At 63.8% G+C, this 16,231-nt stretch carries 16 protein-coding genes; 6 read left to right on the top strand and 10 right to left on the bottom strand.

Annotated elements, in window-relative coordinates; translation table 11 throughout:
- Nucleotides 1–61: 61 nt before the first annotated feature.
- From NLM25_RS09715 to NLM25_RS09700, 4 genes are all read left to right on the top strand, one after another.
- Nucleotides 62–1,384: a hypothetical protein gene (locus tag NLM25_RS09715; protein WP_254136778.1), complete on the top strand. Its 1,323-nt coding sequence runs from the start codon at nucleotides 62–64 to the stop codon at nucleotides 1,382–1,384.
- A gap of 248 nt (nucleotides 1,385–1,632) precedes the next feature.
- Nucleotides 1,633–2,091, top strand: a complete 459-nt coding sequence (locus tag NLM25_RS09710) for a hypothetical protein (RefSeq protein WP_254116646.1) — start codon at nucleotides 1,633–1,635, stop codon at nucleotides 2,089–2,091.
- Between the two features lie 129 nt (nucleotides 2,092–2,220).
- Nucleotides 2,221–3,966 carry a type I secretion system permease/ATPase gene (locus NLM25_RS09705; RefSeq protein WP_254136777.1) on the top strand — a complete coding sequence of 582 codons (1,746 nt, stop codon included), beginning with the start codon at nucleotides 2,221–2,223 and terminating at the stop codon, nucleotides 3,964–3,966.
- Between the two features lie 227 nt (nucleotides 3,967–4,193).
- Entirely contained in the window at nucleotides 4,194–5,435 is a 1,242-nt protein-coding gene (locus NLM25_RS09700) for an HlyD family type I secretion periplasmic adaptor subunit (protein ID WP_254136776.1), read from the top strand.
- Here the strand turns inward: NLM25_RS09700 and NLM25_RS09695 are convergent.
- The 4 genes from NLM25_RS09695 to NLM25_RS09675 form a co-directional block, all read right to left on the bottom strand.
- Nucleotides 5,432–6,214: a response regulator transcription factor gene (locus NLM25_RS09695; RefSeq protein WP_254116641.1), complete on the bottom strand. Its 783-nt coding sequence runs from the start codon at nucleotides 6,212–6,214 to the stop codon at nucleotides 5,432–5,434. The genes NLM25_RS09700 and NLM25_RS09695 overlap by 4 nt on opposite strands.
- Before the next feature lie 212 nt (nucleotides 6,215–6,426).
- On the bottom strand, nucleotides 6,427–7,011 hold the full coding sequence (locus tag NLM25_RS09690) for a hypothetical protein (protein WP_254136775.1): 585 nt from the start codon (nucleotides 7,009–7,011) through the stop codon (nucleotides 6,427–6,429).
- 384 nt (nucleotides 7,012–7,395) lie between these two features.
- Nucleotides 7,396–7,608, bottom strand: coding sequence for a hypothetical protein (locus tag NLM25_RS09685; protein ID WP_254116637.1), 213 nt, complete (start codon nucleotides 7,606–7,608; stop codon nucleotides 7,396–7,398).
- A gap of 260 nt (nucleotides 7,609–7,868) precedes the next feature.
- Entirely contained in the window at nucleotides 7,869–8,084 is a 216-nt protein-coding gene (locus NLM25_RS09675) for a hypothetical protein (protein WP_254116635.1), read from the bottom strand.
- Nucleotides 8,085–8,636: 552 nt separating this feature from the next.
- Between NLM25_RS09675 and NLM25_RS09670 the strand changes: the two genes are divergently transcribed.
- Nucleotides 8,637–9,479 carry an enoyl-CoA hydratase-related protein gene (locus NLM25_RS09670; protein WP_254136773.1) on the top strand — a complete coding sequence of 281 codons (843 nt, stop codon included), beginning with the start codon at nucleotides 8,637–8,639 and terminating at the stop codon, nucleotides 9,477–9,479.
- Between the two features lie 76 nt (nucleotides 9,480–9,555).
- On the opposite strand, the gene NLM25_RS09665 is transcribed toward NLM25_RS09670, so the two are convergent.
- From NLM25_RS09665 to NLM25_RS09640, 6 genes are all read right to left on the bottom strand, one after another.
- Nucleotides 9,556–10,353, bottom strand: coding sequence for an adenylate/guanylate cyclase domain-containing protein (locus NLM25_RS09665; protein ID WP_254136772.1), 798 nt, complete (start codon nucleotides 10,351–10,353; stop codon nucleotides 9,556–9,558).
- A gap of 316 nt (nucleotides 10,354–10,669) precedes the next feature.
- Nucleotides 10,670–11,860, bottom strand: coding sequence for an adenylate/guanylate cyclase domain-containing protein (locus NLM25_RS09660; RefSeq protein ID WP_254136771.1), 1,191 nt, complete (start codon nucleotides 11,858–11,860; stop codon nucleotides 10,670–10,672).
- Nucleotides 11,861–11,966: 106 nt separating this feature from the next.
- A complete protein-coding gene (locus NLM25_RS09655) occupies nucleotides 11,967–12,551 on the bottom strand; it encodes a HutD family protein (protein WP_254136770.1) in 585 nt (194 codons plus the stop codon).
- 98 nt (nucleotides 12,552–12,649) lie between these two features.
- Nucleotides 12,650–13,171, bottom strand: a complete 522-nt coding sequence (locus tag NLM25_RS09650; protein ID WP_254136769.1) for a hypothetical protein — start codon at nucleotides 13,169–13,171, stop codon at nucleotides 12,650–12,652.
- A 246-nt stretch (nucleotides 13,172–13,417) separates the two neighbouring features.
- Nucleotides 13,418–14,626, bottom strand: coding sequence for an ABC transporter substrate-binding protein (locus tag NLM25_RS09645; RefSeq protein WP_254136768.1), 1,209 nt, complete (start codon nucleotides 14,624–14,626; stop codon nucleotides 13,418–13,420).
- 25 nt (nucleotides 14,627–14,651) lie between these two features.
- On the bottom strand, nucleotides 14,652–15,599 hold the full coding sequence (locus tag NLM25_RS09640; RefSeq protein WP_254136767.1) for an alpha/beta fold hydrolase: 948 nt from the start codon (nucleotides 15,597–15,599) through the stop codon (nucleotides 14,652–14,654).
- A gap of 94 nt (nucleotides 15,600–15,693) precedes the next feature.
- On the opposite strand from NLM25_RS09640, the gene NLM25_RS09635 reads away from it, so the two are divergent.
- Nucleotides 15,694–16,218 (top strand): MarR family winged helix-turn-helix transcriptional regulator, encoded by a 525-nt coding sequence (locus NLM25_RS09635; protein WP_254136766.1) that lies wholly within the window; start codon nucleotides 15,694–15,696, stop codon nucleotides 16,216–16,218.
- Nucleotides 16,219–16,231 lie beyond the last annotated feature (13 nt).

The following is a 16,231-nucleotide window of genomic DNA, read 5'->3' as shown; positions in this document are numbered from 1 at the left end:
TCGTCACCACGATGGATACGATGGCGAGGACGAACCGGGCCCCACGCCGAGTGCTCCGTTCGTGACCGACGCGGTCGGCGGTGGCGCCCCGGTCCACCGTCCCGGCCTGTTTGGAGATCAACTTGCAAGTCCTGGGGCGCACCAAGCGAGCGCGAATACCCAGCACAAGGACTCCGACCCGGTTCAATCCAGACATCAGGGGAACGACACGGGCAGCCACGCCGACAACCACGCTGCGGGGGACCAGAATGTTTCGTCCACGACGCCTGCTGCCAGCCCATCCCATCCCGGGATGGGCATTGCCTCGGTCGAGAGTGGGGCGAACGCGGCCGGGAACGGCGGGGATGGCCACTTCTATGGAGGTATCATTCACGCCTCCCTGTTGATCTATGAACCGATCAACATCTCGGTGAGCCTGGGATACGGCTCGGTCGCCCTGGCCAACCAGTCCAATGATGTGAATGTCGACCAATCCGCTTTTCAGATGGCCGGCGTCGGCGGCCATGGCGGCAATGACAACATGGCATCGGGTGGGAGCGTCAGCACGTCCTCAGGCTCCGGCATGATCGCGAGCGGCGACAACAGCGCCGGAAACGGCGGCAGCGGCTATTTCTCGGGTGCGATCGTGGACGCTCCCGTGGTGATCTATCATCCGATCAATATCGCGCTGGCGAGCGCGGGCGGCACTGCGCATGCAGGTCAATCGAACACGGTCGACATCGATCAATCGGCCGTTCAGATCGCGGGCGTCGGCGGAAGCGGCGGACATGGCAATGTGGCCGCCGGCGGCAGCGTTATCACGCTCGACCCCAGCTGGGGATCAAGCCACGGAGGGAACGTCTGGGACGTTCTCACTGGCGGGAATCAGGCCGGCAATGGCGGCGACGGCGTGTTTTGCGGCGAACTCGTCCATACCTCGTTCGTCATGTACAACCCGATCAACATTGCAATCGCGGGCTATGGCTCCAGCGCTTACGCGGTCCAGACAAATGTTGTCTCGATCGATCAATCCGCGGTTCAGATCGCCGGCATTGGCGGCCACGGCGGCAGCGACAACGTCGCAGCGGGCGGCCATGCAAGCCTTCTCTCCCATCATCTGTGGGGCGGCTCCGACGCGATCGCGACCGGCTCGAACAGCGCAGGCAATGGCGGCAACGGATATTTTGCCGGCAGCATGGTCGATGTCAGCGTCGCGATCTATGCACCCATCAACATCGCCATCGCAGGTCCCCATTCGACGGCCGTGGCCGATCAGGTCAACAACGTGCACATCGACCAGAGTGCGGTCCAGATCGCCGGAGTTGGCGGGAACGGCGGCGACGGCAATCTCGCGCTGGGTGGCGATGCCGCGCATCTCCTGTCAGATCATCACCTGGTGGCATAGCGAAACGCCGCACCATCCCCGCACGATCGATCGCATGGCGGCGCGCGCCGCCGCCACTCTTCGCATGCAAGGCGGGCGCAGAAGCGCCCTCCCCCGACACATCTCGTACTTTCGTACGTAGGCCTCAAACCGGCTAGTGTCCGATTTGACATCTATGTCATCGCGCATCGGCGGATCAGACTTGCCCCGCGCGTCCGCCTGATCGGGAGGATGTTGCACGACAATCAACAGAACGACGGAGGCCTCAAATGATGCCAAAGGCAATCAAAATCTCGGATACGATCGACGTCAAATCGATCAACACCGGTGGTCAAAGTGCCGGCAATGGCGGCGACGGCACGTTCAAGGGAGCCATCATCAGCAAGCCGACAGTCAACTACGATCCAACCAACAAGGCAGTAGGCGCCGATGTGCATGTGAGCACCGGCGATCACGTCAAGCAGACGGCGGATTGGGATGCCGGCGGAGCAAACGCCAAGGCCTCGTATTTTTCCAAGGCCCATGGCGGAGACGCCGAGTCGAACGGCAGCCAGAAATCCTACAGCGGCTACGATACCTCCAAGGTGTACGCCAACACGGATGCCACCCAGATCAACAAGGTCTTGGTGGATCAGCACCAGGAAGCCGCGGGCGGGATCGGCGGCGATGGCGGCGACGGCAACTTCGCATGGGGCGGCGGGGTCACGTTCCACCTCGACACGCTCTGATCAAGCTCGTCCGACTGGCGGGACTGGCGGCCACTACCGCCGGTCCCGGATTTCACGCCATGACCCGCCAATGCCGTTGCCAGAATGCGTTGGCCATCGGTCAAGCACGCCGGACCTCGATTTCGGGCGATGACGATCATGCTGATGCCGCCCATTCGGTTACCCATCCTGCCGCAGGTCCGGACGCCACTGCACGCCGCCCTCCGGTCCTGCGCGGGACCGCTCGGTCTCGTATTCGCATATAGCTGCAGCTACAACCTGCTGCTGTTTGCGCCATCCATCTATCTTCTTCAGATCTATGACCGGGTGTTGTCGAGCCGGAGCGGCGACACCTTGCTCCTGCTCACGCTCATAGTCGCGATCACGGTGGTCGTCGGCGGCGTGTTCGACGCCTTGCGGCGCGCCGTCCTCGGACGCCTTGGCGCCTGGCTCGACGATCGCCTTCGTCCTTGCGTGCTTTCGGCCGGCCTCGAATCGGCGTTTCGCAGCGATTGGACGCAAGCGACGGGCGCGTATCGGGATCTCACCGTGCTGCGCCAGTTCGTCGAGTCCGGCGCATGTACCCTGCTGTTCGACGCGCTCTGGGCGCCCCTGTTCCTCCTTGTCCTCTTTCTGATCCATCCCCTGCTTGGCGTGGTGGGCGCCTGCTGCGTCGCCTTCCTGTTCGCGCTCACGGTTGCGGGAGAGCTGGTCACGGAAGACGCCCTGCTCAGATCCAGCCTCGCCCTGTCCAGAAGCGGCGGTCGTCTCCAGACTGCCGCGGGCAACATCCACATGATCCGCGCCATGGGAATGTTCGATAGCGCTGCGCGCATGATCCACCGCGACGCGCAGCACGCGCGCCGAGAGCACGATGTGGCGCTCCGCCGAGGCGAGATCGTCTCACTGGCCGCAAAGCCGGTTCGCGCACTGTCGCAGGTCCTGATCATGGGGGCGGCCGCGTGGCTCGTGCTCGATCACGGCAAGAGTCCGGCCATCATCTTTGCTGCCACGCTGATGTTCGGCCGGGCGCTCGCGCCGGTCGAAAGTGCGGTCGCGGGCTGGAAATCACTCGTGACGGCCCTGACCGCCTGTCAGCGGCTCGGCGCGCTCCTCGCCGCATTCCCCGCCGCCCGGCAGCAGGGCACGGCGGTTGTCCCGCCGCAGGCGCGAAGCGGCCTCGTCGTCGACAATGTCGGCGTCAGGCTTGCGGGGTCCGACCATCTTCTGCTGAACGGCGTCTCGTTCAGCCTCATGCCCGGCGAATGCCTTGGCATTATCGGTCCGTCCGGGTCAGGCAAGTCCTTGCTCGGCCAGGTGATCGCCGGACTGTCGATGCCGACGCATGGCCGTGTCCTCCTCGACAATACCGACGTCTCGCTGCTTCGCGAAGGCCGAAGCGGCGACCGCCTCGGCTATCTCCCCCAGGACATCAACCTGCTCGGCGACACCATCAACGACATCATCGCACGCCTCGAAGATGCCGACCGGCGGAAGGTGGTCGAAGCGGCCAGGCTCGTCGGAATTCACGAGGCGATCATGCGCCTGCCGCTGGGTTACGACACGGTGGTTCACAGCGAAACAAACTTCTCGCGCGGGTATCGGCAGCGCCTCGGGCTCGCTCGCGCTTTCTTCGGCAGTCCACCCCTCATCGTTCTCGACGAACCCAACGCCAGCCTCGACTACGGCGGCGAGCGCATGCTCCTGGATGCCATCGAGCGCATGAAGCTCGCAGGCGTCATCCTCGTCGTCGTCACTCACAGGATGGGTCTCCTCGCCGCCACGGACAAGATTGCCATCATGGAGGACGGTGCGGTTGCCGCGTTCGGCGACAGCGAGGACATCTTTGAACGGCACCTGAGCCGCCCCCAGGTCACGTCGCAGGTTGCGCCATGATCTGGAACTCCCTCACCATCCGGATGCTTCCCGCCGTCTCGAGACTTCCCATCATCTGGGAGCAGCTCATGCGAGCTCCGGCGAGCCCCCCGCTCGCCCGGCGATCCGGCATTGTGGTGACCGCCATCGACGACTTCCAGCCTCTCGAATTTCCATGGTGCTCGACCCCGACGCAGATCTCTCCGCGCGGCAGACTTCGCGGCATCACCCTCGCGGGCAATCTGCTGGTGCTCGGCTTCATGCTGGGACTTGGTACATGGGCGAGCCTCGCGCCTCTCGAGAGCGCCGCGATCGCGTCCGGTGTCGTGGAATCGGAATCGAGCCGCAAGACGATTCAGCATCTGGAAGGCGGTATCGTCAGGAAGATCCTGGTTTCGGACGGCGATACCGTGCGAAGCGGCCAAACGCTGATCGCGCTGGACGACACCCGGGCCGGCTCGGAGATGCAAAGCCTTCAAGGCCAATTGTGGGATGCAGCTGCCCGCGCCGCACGGCTTCAGGCCGAGCAGCAGAGATTCGAGAGGATCGCAATTCCGGAGGCGCTGGAACAGGACAGCAAGCAGAGCGGGGTGGCCGCCGCTGCGGTGTCGGCGCAGGAGTTCATTTTTCAGGCACGCCTGCAGGTTCACGAGTCGCAGCTTGCGGTCATTCGCGAACGAAGGCGTCAGGTCGAGAAGGAGATCGAAGGTCTCAAGGCGCAGGAGAACGCCACCGGACAGCGGGTCGACATCGTCCGGGAGGAACTTGATATGGTCGCGACCCTCGTCACCAAGGGGCTCGAGCGGCGGCCGCGGCTTCTGAACCTGCAGCGGGAGCTGGCCGACGTCGAAGGCCGCCGCGGCGAGATCGCCGCGCAGATTTCCCGCGCCGGGCAGGTCATCAGCGAACAGCAGGCCACATTGTTCAAGCTCGAGAGCGAGAGGCAGAACGAGATCGCACAGTCGCTTCGTGAAGCGCAGAGCCAGATATTCCAGCTCCGCGAGCGGTTGCTTGCGGCCCGGGATCAGCTATCGCGAACGGAGGTGAAGGCGCCCGAGGACGGCGTGATAACCGATTTGCGGATTCATACAGCCGGCGGCGTCATCGGAGCCGGTGCTCCACTCATGGACCTGGTGCCCCGGCAAGACCGCCTCATCGTGTCCGCTCGCCTGAGGCCAGAGGACATCGACGTGGTTCATCCCGGCCTCAGTGCCGAGGTTCATCTCGTGCCATACAATCAGCGTCGCGTGCCCCGCCTGAAGGGAACCGTCGTGCATGTCTCCGCAGACCGGCTTCTCGACAAGCGTACCGACCAGCCATACTACGCGACCAGGATCCGGATCGACGACGCGCAGGTCGCGGCAAACGACATCCAGATCGTCCCCGGCATGCCGGTTCAGGTGTTCATCACGACAGGGCGCGGTACCGTGGCTCTCTACGCGCTCAGGCCCCTGCTCGACAGCTTCCGTGGTGCCTTCAGGGAGGACTAGTTTTCCAGCATTGGTGCTGCGCCGGAGTCGTGATCGCGACTCTGCGCGGGCAACCGGCCGCGCCAGCGGAGGACGGCTTCCGTCCGATTGTGCGCAGCACATTTCCTCATGATATGCTGGATGTGCATCTTGATCGTGCTTTCCGAGAGGCTCAATTTGGCGGCGATCAACTTGTTGGGCAGGCCGAGCTCCAATTCCGCCAGAACCTGTTGCTCACGAGGCGTGAGATCGGTCACGCTCCTGTCGATAGCCACTCCGGCTCCCGCGTTCACAAGATATGCGGGCGCAAGCCCGCGCGCATCCGGCGGCTCGAAATCCGGTATCCTGTTCGTCCCGCCGACCGGCAATGGCCTGTAGACGCCGCCGACAAGAACAAGGCGCAAGCCAGCTATGACGATCTCGATCGGCAGCGAGGTGGAGAGAAAGCCGCGCACGCCCCGCTGCATCGCGGCCTGCACGGTCGGTTCGTCGTCATGGTTCGACAGGACTACAATTGCGGCGTTGGGACAACACTCCGCAACGAAGGCAAGATCGTCCTCAACCAGGGGATCGCCGATGGACTTGTTCGCGATACTCAGCACCACCACACGAACATCGCGGGTTGACGTGCAGTCCAGGCCCTGGACCGTTGCCATGTCAAGGATCTCAAGTTCGTCCAATTCCCGCCTGAGGACGTTCAGAATGCATGTGCGAGGCAACAGGAGCGGCTCGATGATCACCAGAACCGGCAAGTGGAGCGAGTCATTCAGCCGTTTCGAGATGTTGGTTATGTCGTGCATGATGTCCTCGATATGAAAAGAACTTCCGCGATATTTCCATTCCGTATTGCGTCCCCTGCTGCCGCATTCATCCTGAATGCAGCAGCACGAGAGCGGCGCAGTGCCGCCATGAGGGCAGTGTCCGCTGCGGGATCACCTGGCGCCTGGGTGGAAATTCTTTCCGCTCAAATCATTTGGACGCGCATCACGCGTTGACGCAGTCGACGCATCCCCTATTTGCAGATGTTTCGATACGCCGTCGACGCCGCCGACCACGTTTTGCCGTCGACGACATAGGCTTCATCCTCCTTCACAAGATAAAGAAATGGTCTCTCTCCGGTCTGGCCGCCCGATGCGCTTCGTCCTTTCACACGCCCGCATATCGTGTCCACGGGGCGTCCAAGCATGTTCTTTCGCGTTGTGCGCTTCATTTCGGTGAATTCGGCCGATCCTGGATCCTCCATCTTCGCCGCGATGGTGACCCTCGCCTTGTCCAGGACAGGATCTGATGCGTCCGCGGGCCGTTCGGATGCCGGCACGCTGATCTTCGTCCGTGGGGACGCCGCTTTGGCGGGATCGGCCGATCCGCGCTTCTTCGGAGGCGATTTCTTGTCGGACCGCCCCGGAGTTGCAGAATCCGATTTGACGGTCGCAGGAACCGGCGCCGGCGCCGCCTGCATTGGCGGCGCGGGTCGGGCGACCGCAACCCTGTCGAAACAGGGGGGTGACGCGCAGCCGAGGAAATACCCTCGGGAAGGCGCGAACCAGCCAAAGCCGATCAGGACCCCTGCCAGCACTCCAACAAAAAGCAGTCCCATCCGATTCTCCTCCTCGGGAGCTCGGCTCGCACTCGTAACTAGGACTAATTCCGCGCTGGTGATCTATCTGTTGCGCAAAAGCATTAAACGCTCATTAAGCGCACGCGATTGTCCCGCACATGCCTGGGGCAGGCAGATCAGATCGGGCTCCAAACCTCTGCCGAAATGCGAAAAATGCCCATCGCGAAAGGGCCGATTTGGCCAGTGTCGGAGCACTGCCCCAGTTCCCCACCGGAGACGGCGTGAACGAAACGCAACGAACGGGATATTATCCCATCGCTCATAACGGTCTGGTTGCAGGTTCGAGTCCCGCCGGCCGCCTTCGCTGGTTCGAAAGCTCATGAATTGAGTCCCCCATCACCGTAATCCGCGATGCCTCGCGCCCTACGCTCCCCTGCGAGCTTCCTGCTTGCCGATGGTGCAGCGCCACGCCGCGAGACGTTCGGCCGGATGCTGCGCCATCCATTCGGCGAGCTGCGGCGCCCCCATCAGACAGGACTGCATCGTCACGTCGGCGAAGTCCGAGGTCGTGACGATCTGCTCGTGGCAGTCCGTTGGAGACGAGAGACTGCAGAGCACGGCAATGATCCTGATCATCTCACGAGAGCCCCCTCGGCCTGTTGGGGCTTGCATTGCTGTCCGCGCGGTCGGCGTACGGTTTGACAGGCTGCTCGCCGCCGGGATCAACCGGCGGAAAGACGGCTTCATAGTTGGCGCGCGCTTCGCGGATCAGACGAGCTCTCTCGCGCTCGGCCTTTGTGACTAATCGAACAACTTCGCCCATATCGGCTCCAAGGCTGGCAAGAGATGAGAGACTGATGTGGCGCGGTTGGCGGACTCGCCGCGCAACCCCGGCTTCAAGGGTACCATTCGTACTCAGTCCTGGCGGCCGGACGCGCCGATGCTCTGGCCGCATCGACGCTCGAAGCCTTCTCGGCGCGCCGCTGATAGTCATTGGCAAGCATCTCGAGCCGAGCGGCGACCGCGGCGTCCGTCATGGTTCGAGCTGCGCGGAGCAGACTCTGCGCCGTCTCCAGATATTCCTGTCCTCGTCGTGACATCTGCATCGTCATAGGGTCCTCCCGCGGTTCTCTGGAACCATGTTGAAAGCGATCGCGAAGCGGCCCACCCAGTCATGGTCGCCCTGCCGGCGCGCCGTGAAGCGCTCGACGCACTTTTTCGAGCAAAGGGGCTTTCGCCAAGAGTAGTAACGGACCAGACCAAACTTGCCGTCGCACACGGCACAGCGCCCGGTTCGACTGCGAATATCTTCGGAACAGTTTGGCATTGGCGTCTCCTGTTATCGTCGTGTCCGATGTTTCCGATCACCTTTTCTGTTGCATCGCGTGCACCGCATTTGACTGCCCTCCGCGACTCGAGCAGCACCGGCCGTATGGCCGTCAGTGCAGCCAACTTACGAGTCCTGCGCAGAGATATCTTTCAACAAGGCGCCAGCTATTACCTATCCGCACGACTCGGGGGCGCCCGCATGGGGCGCATTGCGGCAATCGTGTGTTTGCGTAATGGACGCCCCATCCCGAAATACGCTCGACGCCTCGCTGCTACGCTGGGCGTCGTTTTCGGACCGGTCGCGTTGCGCACCCAAAATCGGAAGATGAAAATCGATGACATCACCAATCGACGAGACCGCGCAGTCCACGCTCATGGCGGACATTCCGCACGATCAGGAGACGAAGATCACCATCGAGCGCAAAGGCCAGATCGTACTGATTGGCATCAATCGGCCTTACATCCACAACCGGCTGGATCCGGAGGCGACTGAAGGCTTGGCGAGCGCATATGACGCGTACGATCGGGATCCCTCGCTCCGTGCCGCGGTTCTATTCGGCCATGGCGACTGCTTCTCCAGAGGTGTCGATGTCGACGCCTTCAAAGCGTTCGCTCAGTCTGGAAAAAAGATGATGGATGGACCCGGCTTCATCGACCCTCTGGGGCGGACCAAGCCAGCGCTCACGAAGCCTCTGGTCGTCGCGGTGCATGGCGACACCTGGAATATGGCGCACGAGCTCTTCCTTGTCGCGGACATACGCGTCGCGTCGGAAGACACGGAGTTCGGTCAAGATGAGAACACGCACGGCCGCTTTCCCGGAGGCGGCGCTACGGTTCGTTTCCCCAGAGAAGCCGGATGGGGAAATGCCATGCGGTTCATCCTGACCGGCGATCATTGGGGTGCGAAGGAAGCCCTCCGAATGGGAACGGTTCAGGAAGTGGCCCCGAACCGGGATGCGGCTCTCGCGAAGGCCGTCGAGATCGCCAACAACATCGCCGCATGCGGCCCTCTCGGCATCAAGACGTCCCTGGCCTCCTCCCATATGGCGCTCGAAGATTCACAGACGGCGCTGGCGAGACTCGACGACCAGTATCGTGCGCTGTTCACGACCAGGGATTTCCGGGAAGGCCGCGATGCCCAGGCACAACAGCGTCCACCCGTTTACGAGGGACGGTGACAACACACGCGCGGGCACTCTTGTGGCGTTGCGTTGAGTGCATGGGGCCGCGCACCGGTCCCCTCTCCGCACTCCATTATCCCTCCACCCGCCACAGCCGCCACCGCTCCGGCACGCCCTTGAGCTGATGACTGCCGTGATCCCTAAAGCGAATCTGGGACTGCGTCTTCATCAGGTCCTTGACCGCGCTCGACACCAAAACTTCGCCGGCGCGCGCCTTGGCGGCGACGCGGGTGCCGATGTGGAAGGCGAGACCAACCATCTCGCCGCCGCTCACCGTGTATTCGCCGGCATGCAGGCCGACCCTGATCTCGAGCCCCAGCGTGCGCACGGCCTTCTGGATCGCGGTCGCGCAACTGATGCCGGCCGCCGGCGCCTTGAACGTCGCGAGCACGCCGTCGCCCGTCGTCACGACTTCCTTGCCGCGCGAAGACTTCAGCTCCTTGCGCACGGCGGCGTAGTAATGGCCCATGACCTTGGTCCAGCGCGCATCGCCGAGCTTGGCGGCCTTCGCGGTGGAGCCGACGATATCGACGATCAGGATGGTGGCGAGGGCCTGCTTGAGATCGGTGCTGCGCTCGGCGGACCCGCGCCGGAGCGCGATCGCGCCGGCCAGCGGCTCATAGCGATGGTTGCGGCGCCGCGCGATCGCGGCCTTGGCATAATCCTGGGCGCGCTGCGCCGTGCCGCAACGGACCGTCTTCTCCTGCGGCGAACGGGTCCAGTAGACCTTGCGCCCGTCGCCGGCGCCCTGGACCTCCACGGCGCCCCACTTCAGGAAAACCGCCGAGCCGACGCGCCTGACACACCACGCCTTCGACGTGTATCCCGATACGTTCGACTGAAGGATTCCAATGCGAAGGAATTTTGGCATGGACGCGCGGCCGATCGAAGGAACGTCTGAAGCGGACCCGGCGCAAAGCGTAATCATACAATCCTGCGTTGGCAACAGGACTCCCGGGCGCTTGACGCGTGCGGCGAGACCACCGGATAAACCGCGTCAATCATGCTGCAAGATTCCGCCGGCGGCTTGAGCTGGACCATGTCCGGCCGGCTTTCGGGTTGCAGCGGCACTGGGACATTCCGGCGATCCGACGGATGCGTCGGAACCTGGACCGGAGCAAAGCAGTAGCTGTCAAATATCGCGTCCTGCGAATGGGGCAGGCTGCGTGACCGCGATCGTCCCGCCTTCAGCCGTGAAATGCAAACAGCTCGATCGGATCGCTGAAGCCGCGCACCTCGTGCTTGCCGACATGCTCCAGCTCGAACTGCTTCTCCACCAGTTCGGCGAACGCATGCGACAGCAGCACGGCTCGTCCCAATTGCTTGGTGAGGGCTTCGAGGCGGGAGGCCATGTTGACGGCGGGGCCGATCACGGTGAAGTCGAGCCGGCTGGTTGATCCGATATTGCCATACATGACGTCGCCGACATGGACGCCGATGCCGTAATTCAGCGGCGCGCGGCCCGTGCCGTTGTTGCGTTCGTTCAGGGCGGCCATGGCCTGGCGGGCCTCGGTCACGGCATGCAGCAGGTTCGCGCAGGCGTTGGGCGCGCCGAGCGGGAAGATCGCGAGCAGGCCGTCGCCGATGAATTTCAGGATCTCGCCGCCGTGCCGCGCGATCGGCTCCGACATCGCGTCGAAATAGTCGTTGAGGAGATCGATGACGTCGTCGCGCGGCCAGTTGTCGGAGATCTTCGTGAAATCCCTGAGATCACAGATCATGATCGCGGCACGCACCGTCGTGCCGGTACCGCGCCGCGTGGCCCCGGCGAGGATGAGCTCGCCGGCATGGGAACCGACATAGGTCTCGAGCAGCGTTCGCGCCAGGCGGTTCTTGATGCGGATCTCGCTGACCAGCGCCAGCACGGGCAGCACGTTCTTCAGCGCAGCAACATGCGCGTCGTCGAAGCCGCCGGGGCGATCGGTCGCAAAGGTGACGAGATGGCGCTTGCCGAGGGTGTGATGCAGCGGCCAGGCGACGTAGTCGGTCAGGCCTTTCGCGCGCATCTCGTCATAGACCGCGTGCTTGCGGCCGCGCGACGGGTCGCCTTCGAGGTTCTCGCGCAGCTCGGTCGCACCGTCCAGCATTTCGCTGACAGGACTGCCGATGAATTCGGAGCGCTCGAGCACGTCGAAGTCGACCCGCGTGACCTTCGCCTCGCGCATGCCATCCGTCCACATGAAGGCGGCGCCGAGCCATTGCGGATGCTGGATCCGGACGTGCATCGTCGACCGCTTGATCGGAATGCCCGCTTGCTGGAGGCGGATGCACATCTCGGCAAAGATGTTGTCGATAAAGCGCTCGTCGCTGGTGCCGTTGGTCAACCAATCGACGACGCCGTCGGACAGCGTGGGGAGTTTCTTGTCTGGCGTGTTCATATCTGCCCTTCGGCGGTCTGCATGAGGGCAGATATCGTGCTCCGGCGCGGCGGCGTCAACCTGGCCAATTGCACGGATTGCGCGCAGGAATATCGGGTGCCGTCGCCTAGCCGGTAAGCCGGATCGATCCCAGCACCGCCAGCCCCGAAACCAGCGCGAGATTCGAGACCGCGGTCAGCTCGACCTTCAGCGTGTTTTCGTGCGAAATCGCAAAATCCTCGGCCCCGAGACGGATGCGGCAATCACCGCGCGCCGCGTAGACGAGATGCGTGCCGGCGGGGAGCTGCCGCTCGCCGGGCTCCCTGAGCGCCGCGAGCTCGATCTCCGCGGCGCCGCGCCGCGCCATCAGATTGACGACCTCGACCGGACCTTCCTCGAGCTCGGTCACGATCTCGAGCTCGCCGGTGAAGCGCACGGTCGTAAAAGGTTCACGCTCGTCGAAGTCCTGCGCGGGCGACTTCAGGACCAGCCCGCGCCCTCCGACCACCATCTGGAGCCGGTCGATGCCGGGCATATAGGAGAATGGACCGGGCGCCACGATCGGCGTCGAGGCAAAGCGCCAGAGCAGGCTGTCCCAGTCCTTCACCGGGCTGCCCGCACGATGCGCATCAGCGATGTCGGTGAAGATGCCGCCGCCGTTCTTCCAGGGCGAGCGGGTATAGTCCTCGGATTTGAGCAGCGTGGTTTTCATGTCCTGGAGCCGTCCGAAAAACGCATGGGGGCCGATATCATCCGCCCATCATGCGCGGGAAGGAGCAGCTTTGCCAACCGATTTGACGAGCGGCCTTCTCACGCCTTGGCGTCGAGGTTCAGCCGGGTGCTCAGCTCGTTGACCAGCGAATCCACGAACTGGTTCTGATAGGCCGAGATGCCGTTGAAATAGACCGGGCCGCCGGCCCGCACCAGCATGGCGCCACCGGACACTTCGGCATCCTTGGTACCGCCCTCGGATTTGGCATCGAGCTGGCCCATGGCGTCGTTGAGCTGCGCGGCGGTCTTGTCGTCCATTTCGCCATTGACCTGAAGCGTCGCGAGCAGCGCCCGATAGGCACTGCCGAGATCGGCTCCCGTGCCCGACTCGGCCGTGGCGGAGAAGCTGCCGTTGGTCTGGCCGGTGTAGCTCTTGTAGCTCAGCGTCTCCGTCGTGGTGCCGTCGGCGTTGGCGCGGCTGTCGAGCATCAGCTCGAACGCGCTGCCATAGGCGCCCGTCGTCAGCATGTTCGGATCGTTCGGATTCTTGTTCTTGCTCGCGCCTGATTTGTCGGAGCCTGCGGTCCAGTTCGGCGGGACGGTGTAGCTGACGCTGGTCACGGATTTATTCCTGTGGTCATTGCGCGGAAACATTCAGCAATTTACGTGCCAGCGAGAGCATTGTTGATTCTGATCGGCTTTCGCTTTTAGAGCTCACCGATATCGCTTCAACGTCGCGCGACGCTGCAAAAATTGCCCGGCAGTTTGATCCCATCGCACGATGGTGCGGGGCTTGCGCCTGCCCTCGTCGCCCTCACTCCTCCATGCCCTGGCGTCGAGTGGCAACTCGCCCGGCCGCCGCCTGATTCAGCGGCTGGAGGCCTTGACCAGCGGACATTTGCTTTCCGCAAGCGGCCAGACTGTCTCTTCGGGTGGAATTTTGCGCACGATCTCGAAATAGTCCCAGGGGTATTTCGACTCCGACGGCTTCTTGACGCGGACCAGATACATGGTGCGGGTCACGCGCCCGTCCTCGCGGACGCGGGCGTCTTCCGAGAAGACGTCCTCGACGGGAAGTGCTTTCATGGCAGCCGCGACCTTGTCGGCATCGTCGGTGCCGGCGCTGGCGACGGCTTTGAGATAGTGGCGCACCGCGCCATAGACGCCGGCATGCAGCATCGACGGCATCATGCCGGTCTTCGCAAAGAACGCCTTCGACCAGGCGCGCGTCGCCTCGTTCATGTCCCAATAGGACGCGGTGGTCAGGTAGGTGCCTTGCGCATCCCTGAGGCCGAGCGCGTGCACGTCCTGGAGGAACAGGATCAGCGCGGCGAGACTCTGGCCGCCCTGCACGAGGCCGAACTCGCCGGCCTGCCGCATCGCGTTGACGGTGTCGTTGCCGGCATTGGCGAGACCGATCACCTTGGCGCCCGAGGCCTGCGCACTCAACAGGAAGGAGGAGAAGTCCGGCGTGTTGAGCGGATGGCGGGCGGCGCCCAGCACCTTGCCGCCCGCAGCGGTGATGACGCTGGTGGCATCCTGCTGGAGCTGATGGCCGAAGGCATAGTCCGAAGCGAGGATGAACCAGGTGCTGCCGCCGGCCTTGACCACCGCGGACGCAGTGCCGCGGGAGACGGCGTAAGTGTCATACGTCCAATGGAAGCCGTAGGGCGAGCATTGCTCGTTGGTGAGCGCGGTCGTGCCGGGACCGGAATAGAGGACGATTCGCTTCTTCTCGCGGGCAAGACCCTGGACCGCAAGCGCAACGCCTGAATTCGGCACATCGACGATCGCATCGACATCCTCGACATCGAGCCAGCGGCGGGCGATCGCGGTGCCGACATCGGCCTTGTGCTGGTGATCGGCCGAGATGATCTGGATCGGCTTGCCGAGGACCTTGCCGCCGATTTCATCCGCCGCCATTTCCGCAGCGGCCAGCGAGCCCTTGCCGGTGATGTCGGCGGTCACGCCGGCCATGTCGGTCAGCACACCGAGCTTGACGACGTCGCCGCTGACTTGCGCCTGTGCTGCGACGGGAAGCGCAAACAATATCAGAGCGCGCGCAATCCATTTCATCTGTCGTCCCTTTCGATGCGAGATCTCAGCTTTTGACGGCGTCGAGCCAAGCCAGGATCATGGCGGCAAGATCGTCGCTGTTGTCCTCGACCATCATCATGTGTCCGTTGCCCTCTATGCCGCGCTCCGGAAGCCAGGCGAACTCCGCGCCGAGATAGGCGGCCGTCGCCGCATCGATCTCGCTCGGGTGGCGCGGGTCGTGATCTCCGGTCACGATCATGATCGGCCTGTCACGCAGACGCTCGGGATCATCGATCCTGAGCCCGCGTCCGCCGATGTTGAAGCGTTCGTTGAGGATTCGCGCGCTCTCCGGCGCGAACGAGCGGCAGTAATTGTCGAACGCGTGCTGCGGAAAGCGCGGCCCGTTGGCCCAATAGGCCGCGGCAAACTCCGCCGTCAGCCGCACGGGCCTGGTCTCGTCAGAATAGACGGGATGACCCGCGCCAGCGTCATCCCGCAAAGCGAGGATCGCCGAGGGATCGTCGGGCAGATCACGCAGCAGGTTGGCTGGCGGGCCCGGCGCAATGCCGACCACGGCACGAACGAGATCGGGACGCCGCTCCGCCATCCACCATGCCATCGGCCCGCTCGCCGAATGCACCAGCAGCACCGAAGGGCCGATCTGCTCGATCAGCGCCAGCAGCGAGGTCGCGACGTCCTCCGTTCCGAGCCGCGGGAAGTCCGCCGGCTGCGGCGAACGGCCGTGGCCGGGCCAGTCCGGCACGAACACGTCGCGGCCCGCCGCCGCGAACCGCTGTGCCCAGCCCGGCCGACCGTCCGGCGTGGCCAGATAGCAGGTCCCGGTGTGGCCGGCGCCGTGGACCATGACGACGGGCGCCCTGCCCGTGGCCGCGCGCGGCGATTGCAAATGATCGACATAGACCGGATGCGCCGGCGTGCCCGCATAGAAGCAACGAACCTCGCGCTCGCACGACGGGTCCACCGCTCTCGCCCCGGCCGGCGTCACCTCCATCCGATCCTCCACAACTATCGACGACGGCCGTTCTTGCGGGCCGCGCGGCGATGTTAAGATCATGCCGAACCGGAAAGCAACCAGAAAGTCTCATATGAGACCATCTCGAAAATCGACCCACCGCGCAGGCAAGGCAGATCCGACCGTGCCCGAGCCGCTCTCCACGGTGATCGGCGGCACCGAGCTGCAGATCGCCTACAGGATGGGCTACGTGCTGAACTTCTATCGCGAGCCGTCGTTCCGGCGGATCGAGATGGAGCTTGGCCTGACCCGACCGGAGATCGTGACCCTGATCTTCCTGAATTTCCGCGAGGGCGTGACGGCGAGCGAGATCTGCGAATTCTCGGGCCATCTCAAGGCCAATATCAGTCGCGGCATCATCGCGCTGGAGAAGAAGAAGCTGATACGGCGCGCCGCCGACAAGACCGACAGCCGCCGCCAGCAATTGTTCATGACGGCGGCCGGCCGTGCGCTCTACGCAAAATACATCCCGGCCCTACGCGAGCGGGAGCGCGCGATGCTGGCCTGCCTCACCCGCTCCGAGCGCAGCGAATTCGAGCGCCTGCTCGACAAGCTCGCCGCACACGTCCCGCAATGGGCCGCGCTCGACGAACTCTGAGGGCGGAGTTACG

It is taken from the genome of Bradyrhizobium sp. CCGB01 (genome assembly GCF_024199795.1).
In the GTDB taxonomy this organism is placed as follows: Bacteria; Pseudomonadota; Alphaproteobacteria; order Rhizobiales; family Xanthobacteraceae; genus Bradyrhizobium.
The sequence above is the reverse complement of the archived record's forward strand: the minus strand, read 5'-3'. Positions and strand labels throughout refer to the sequence as shown.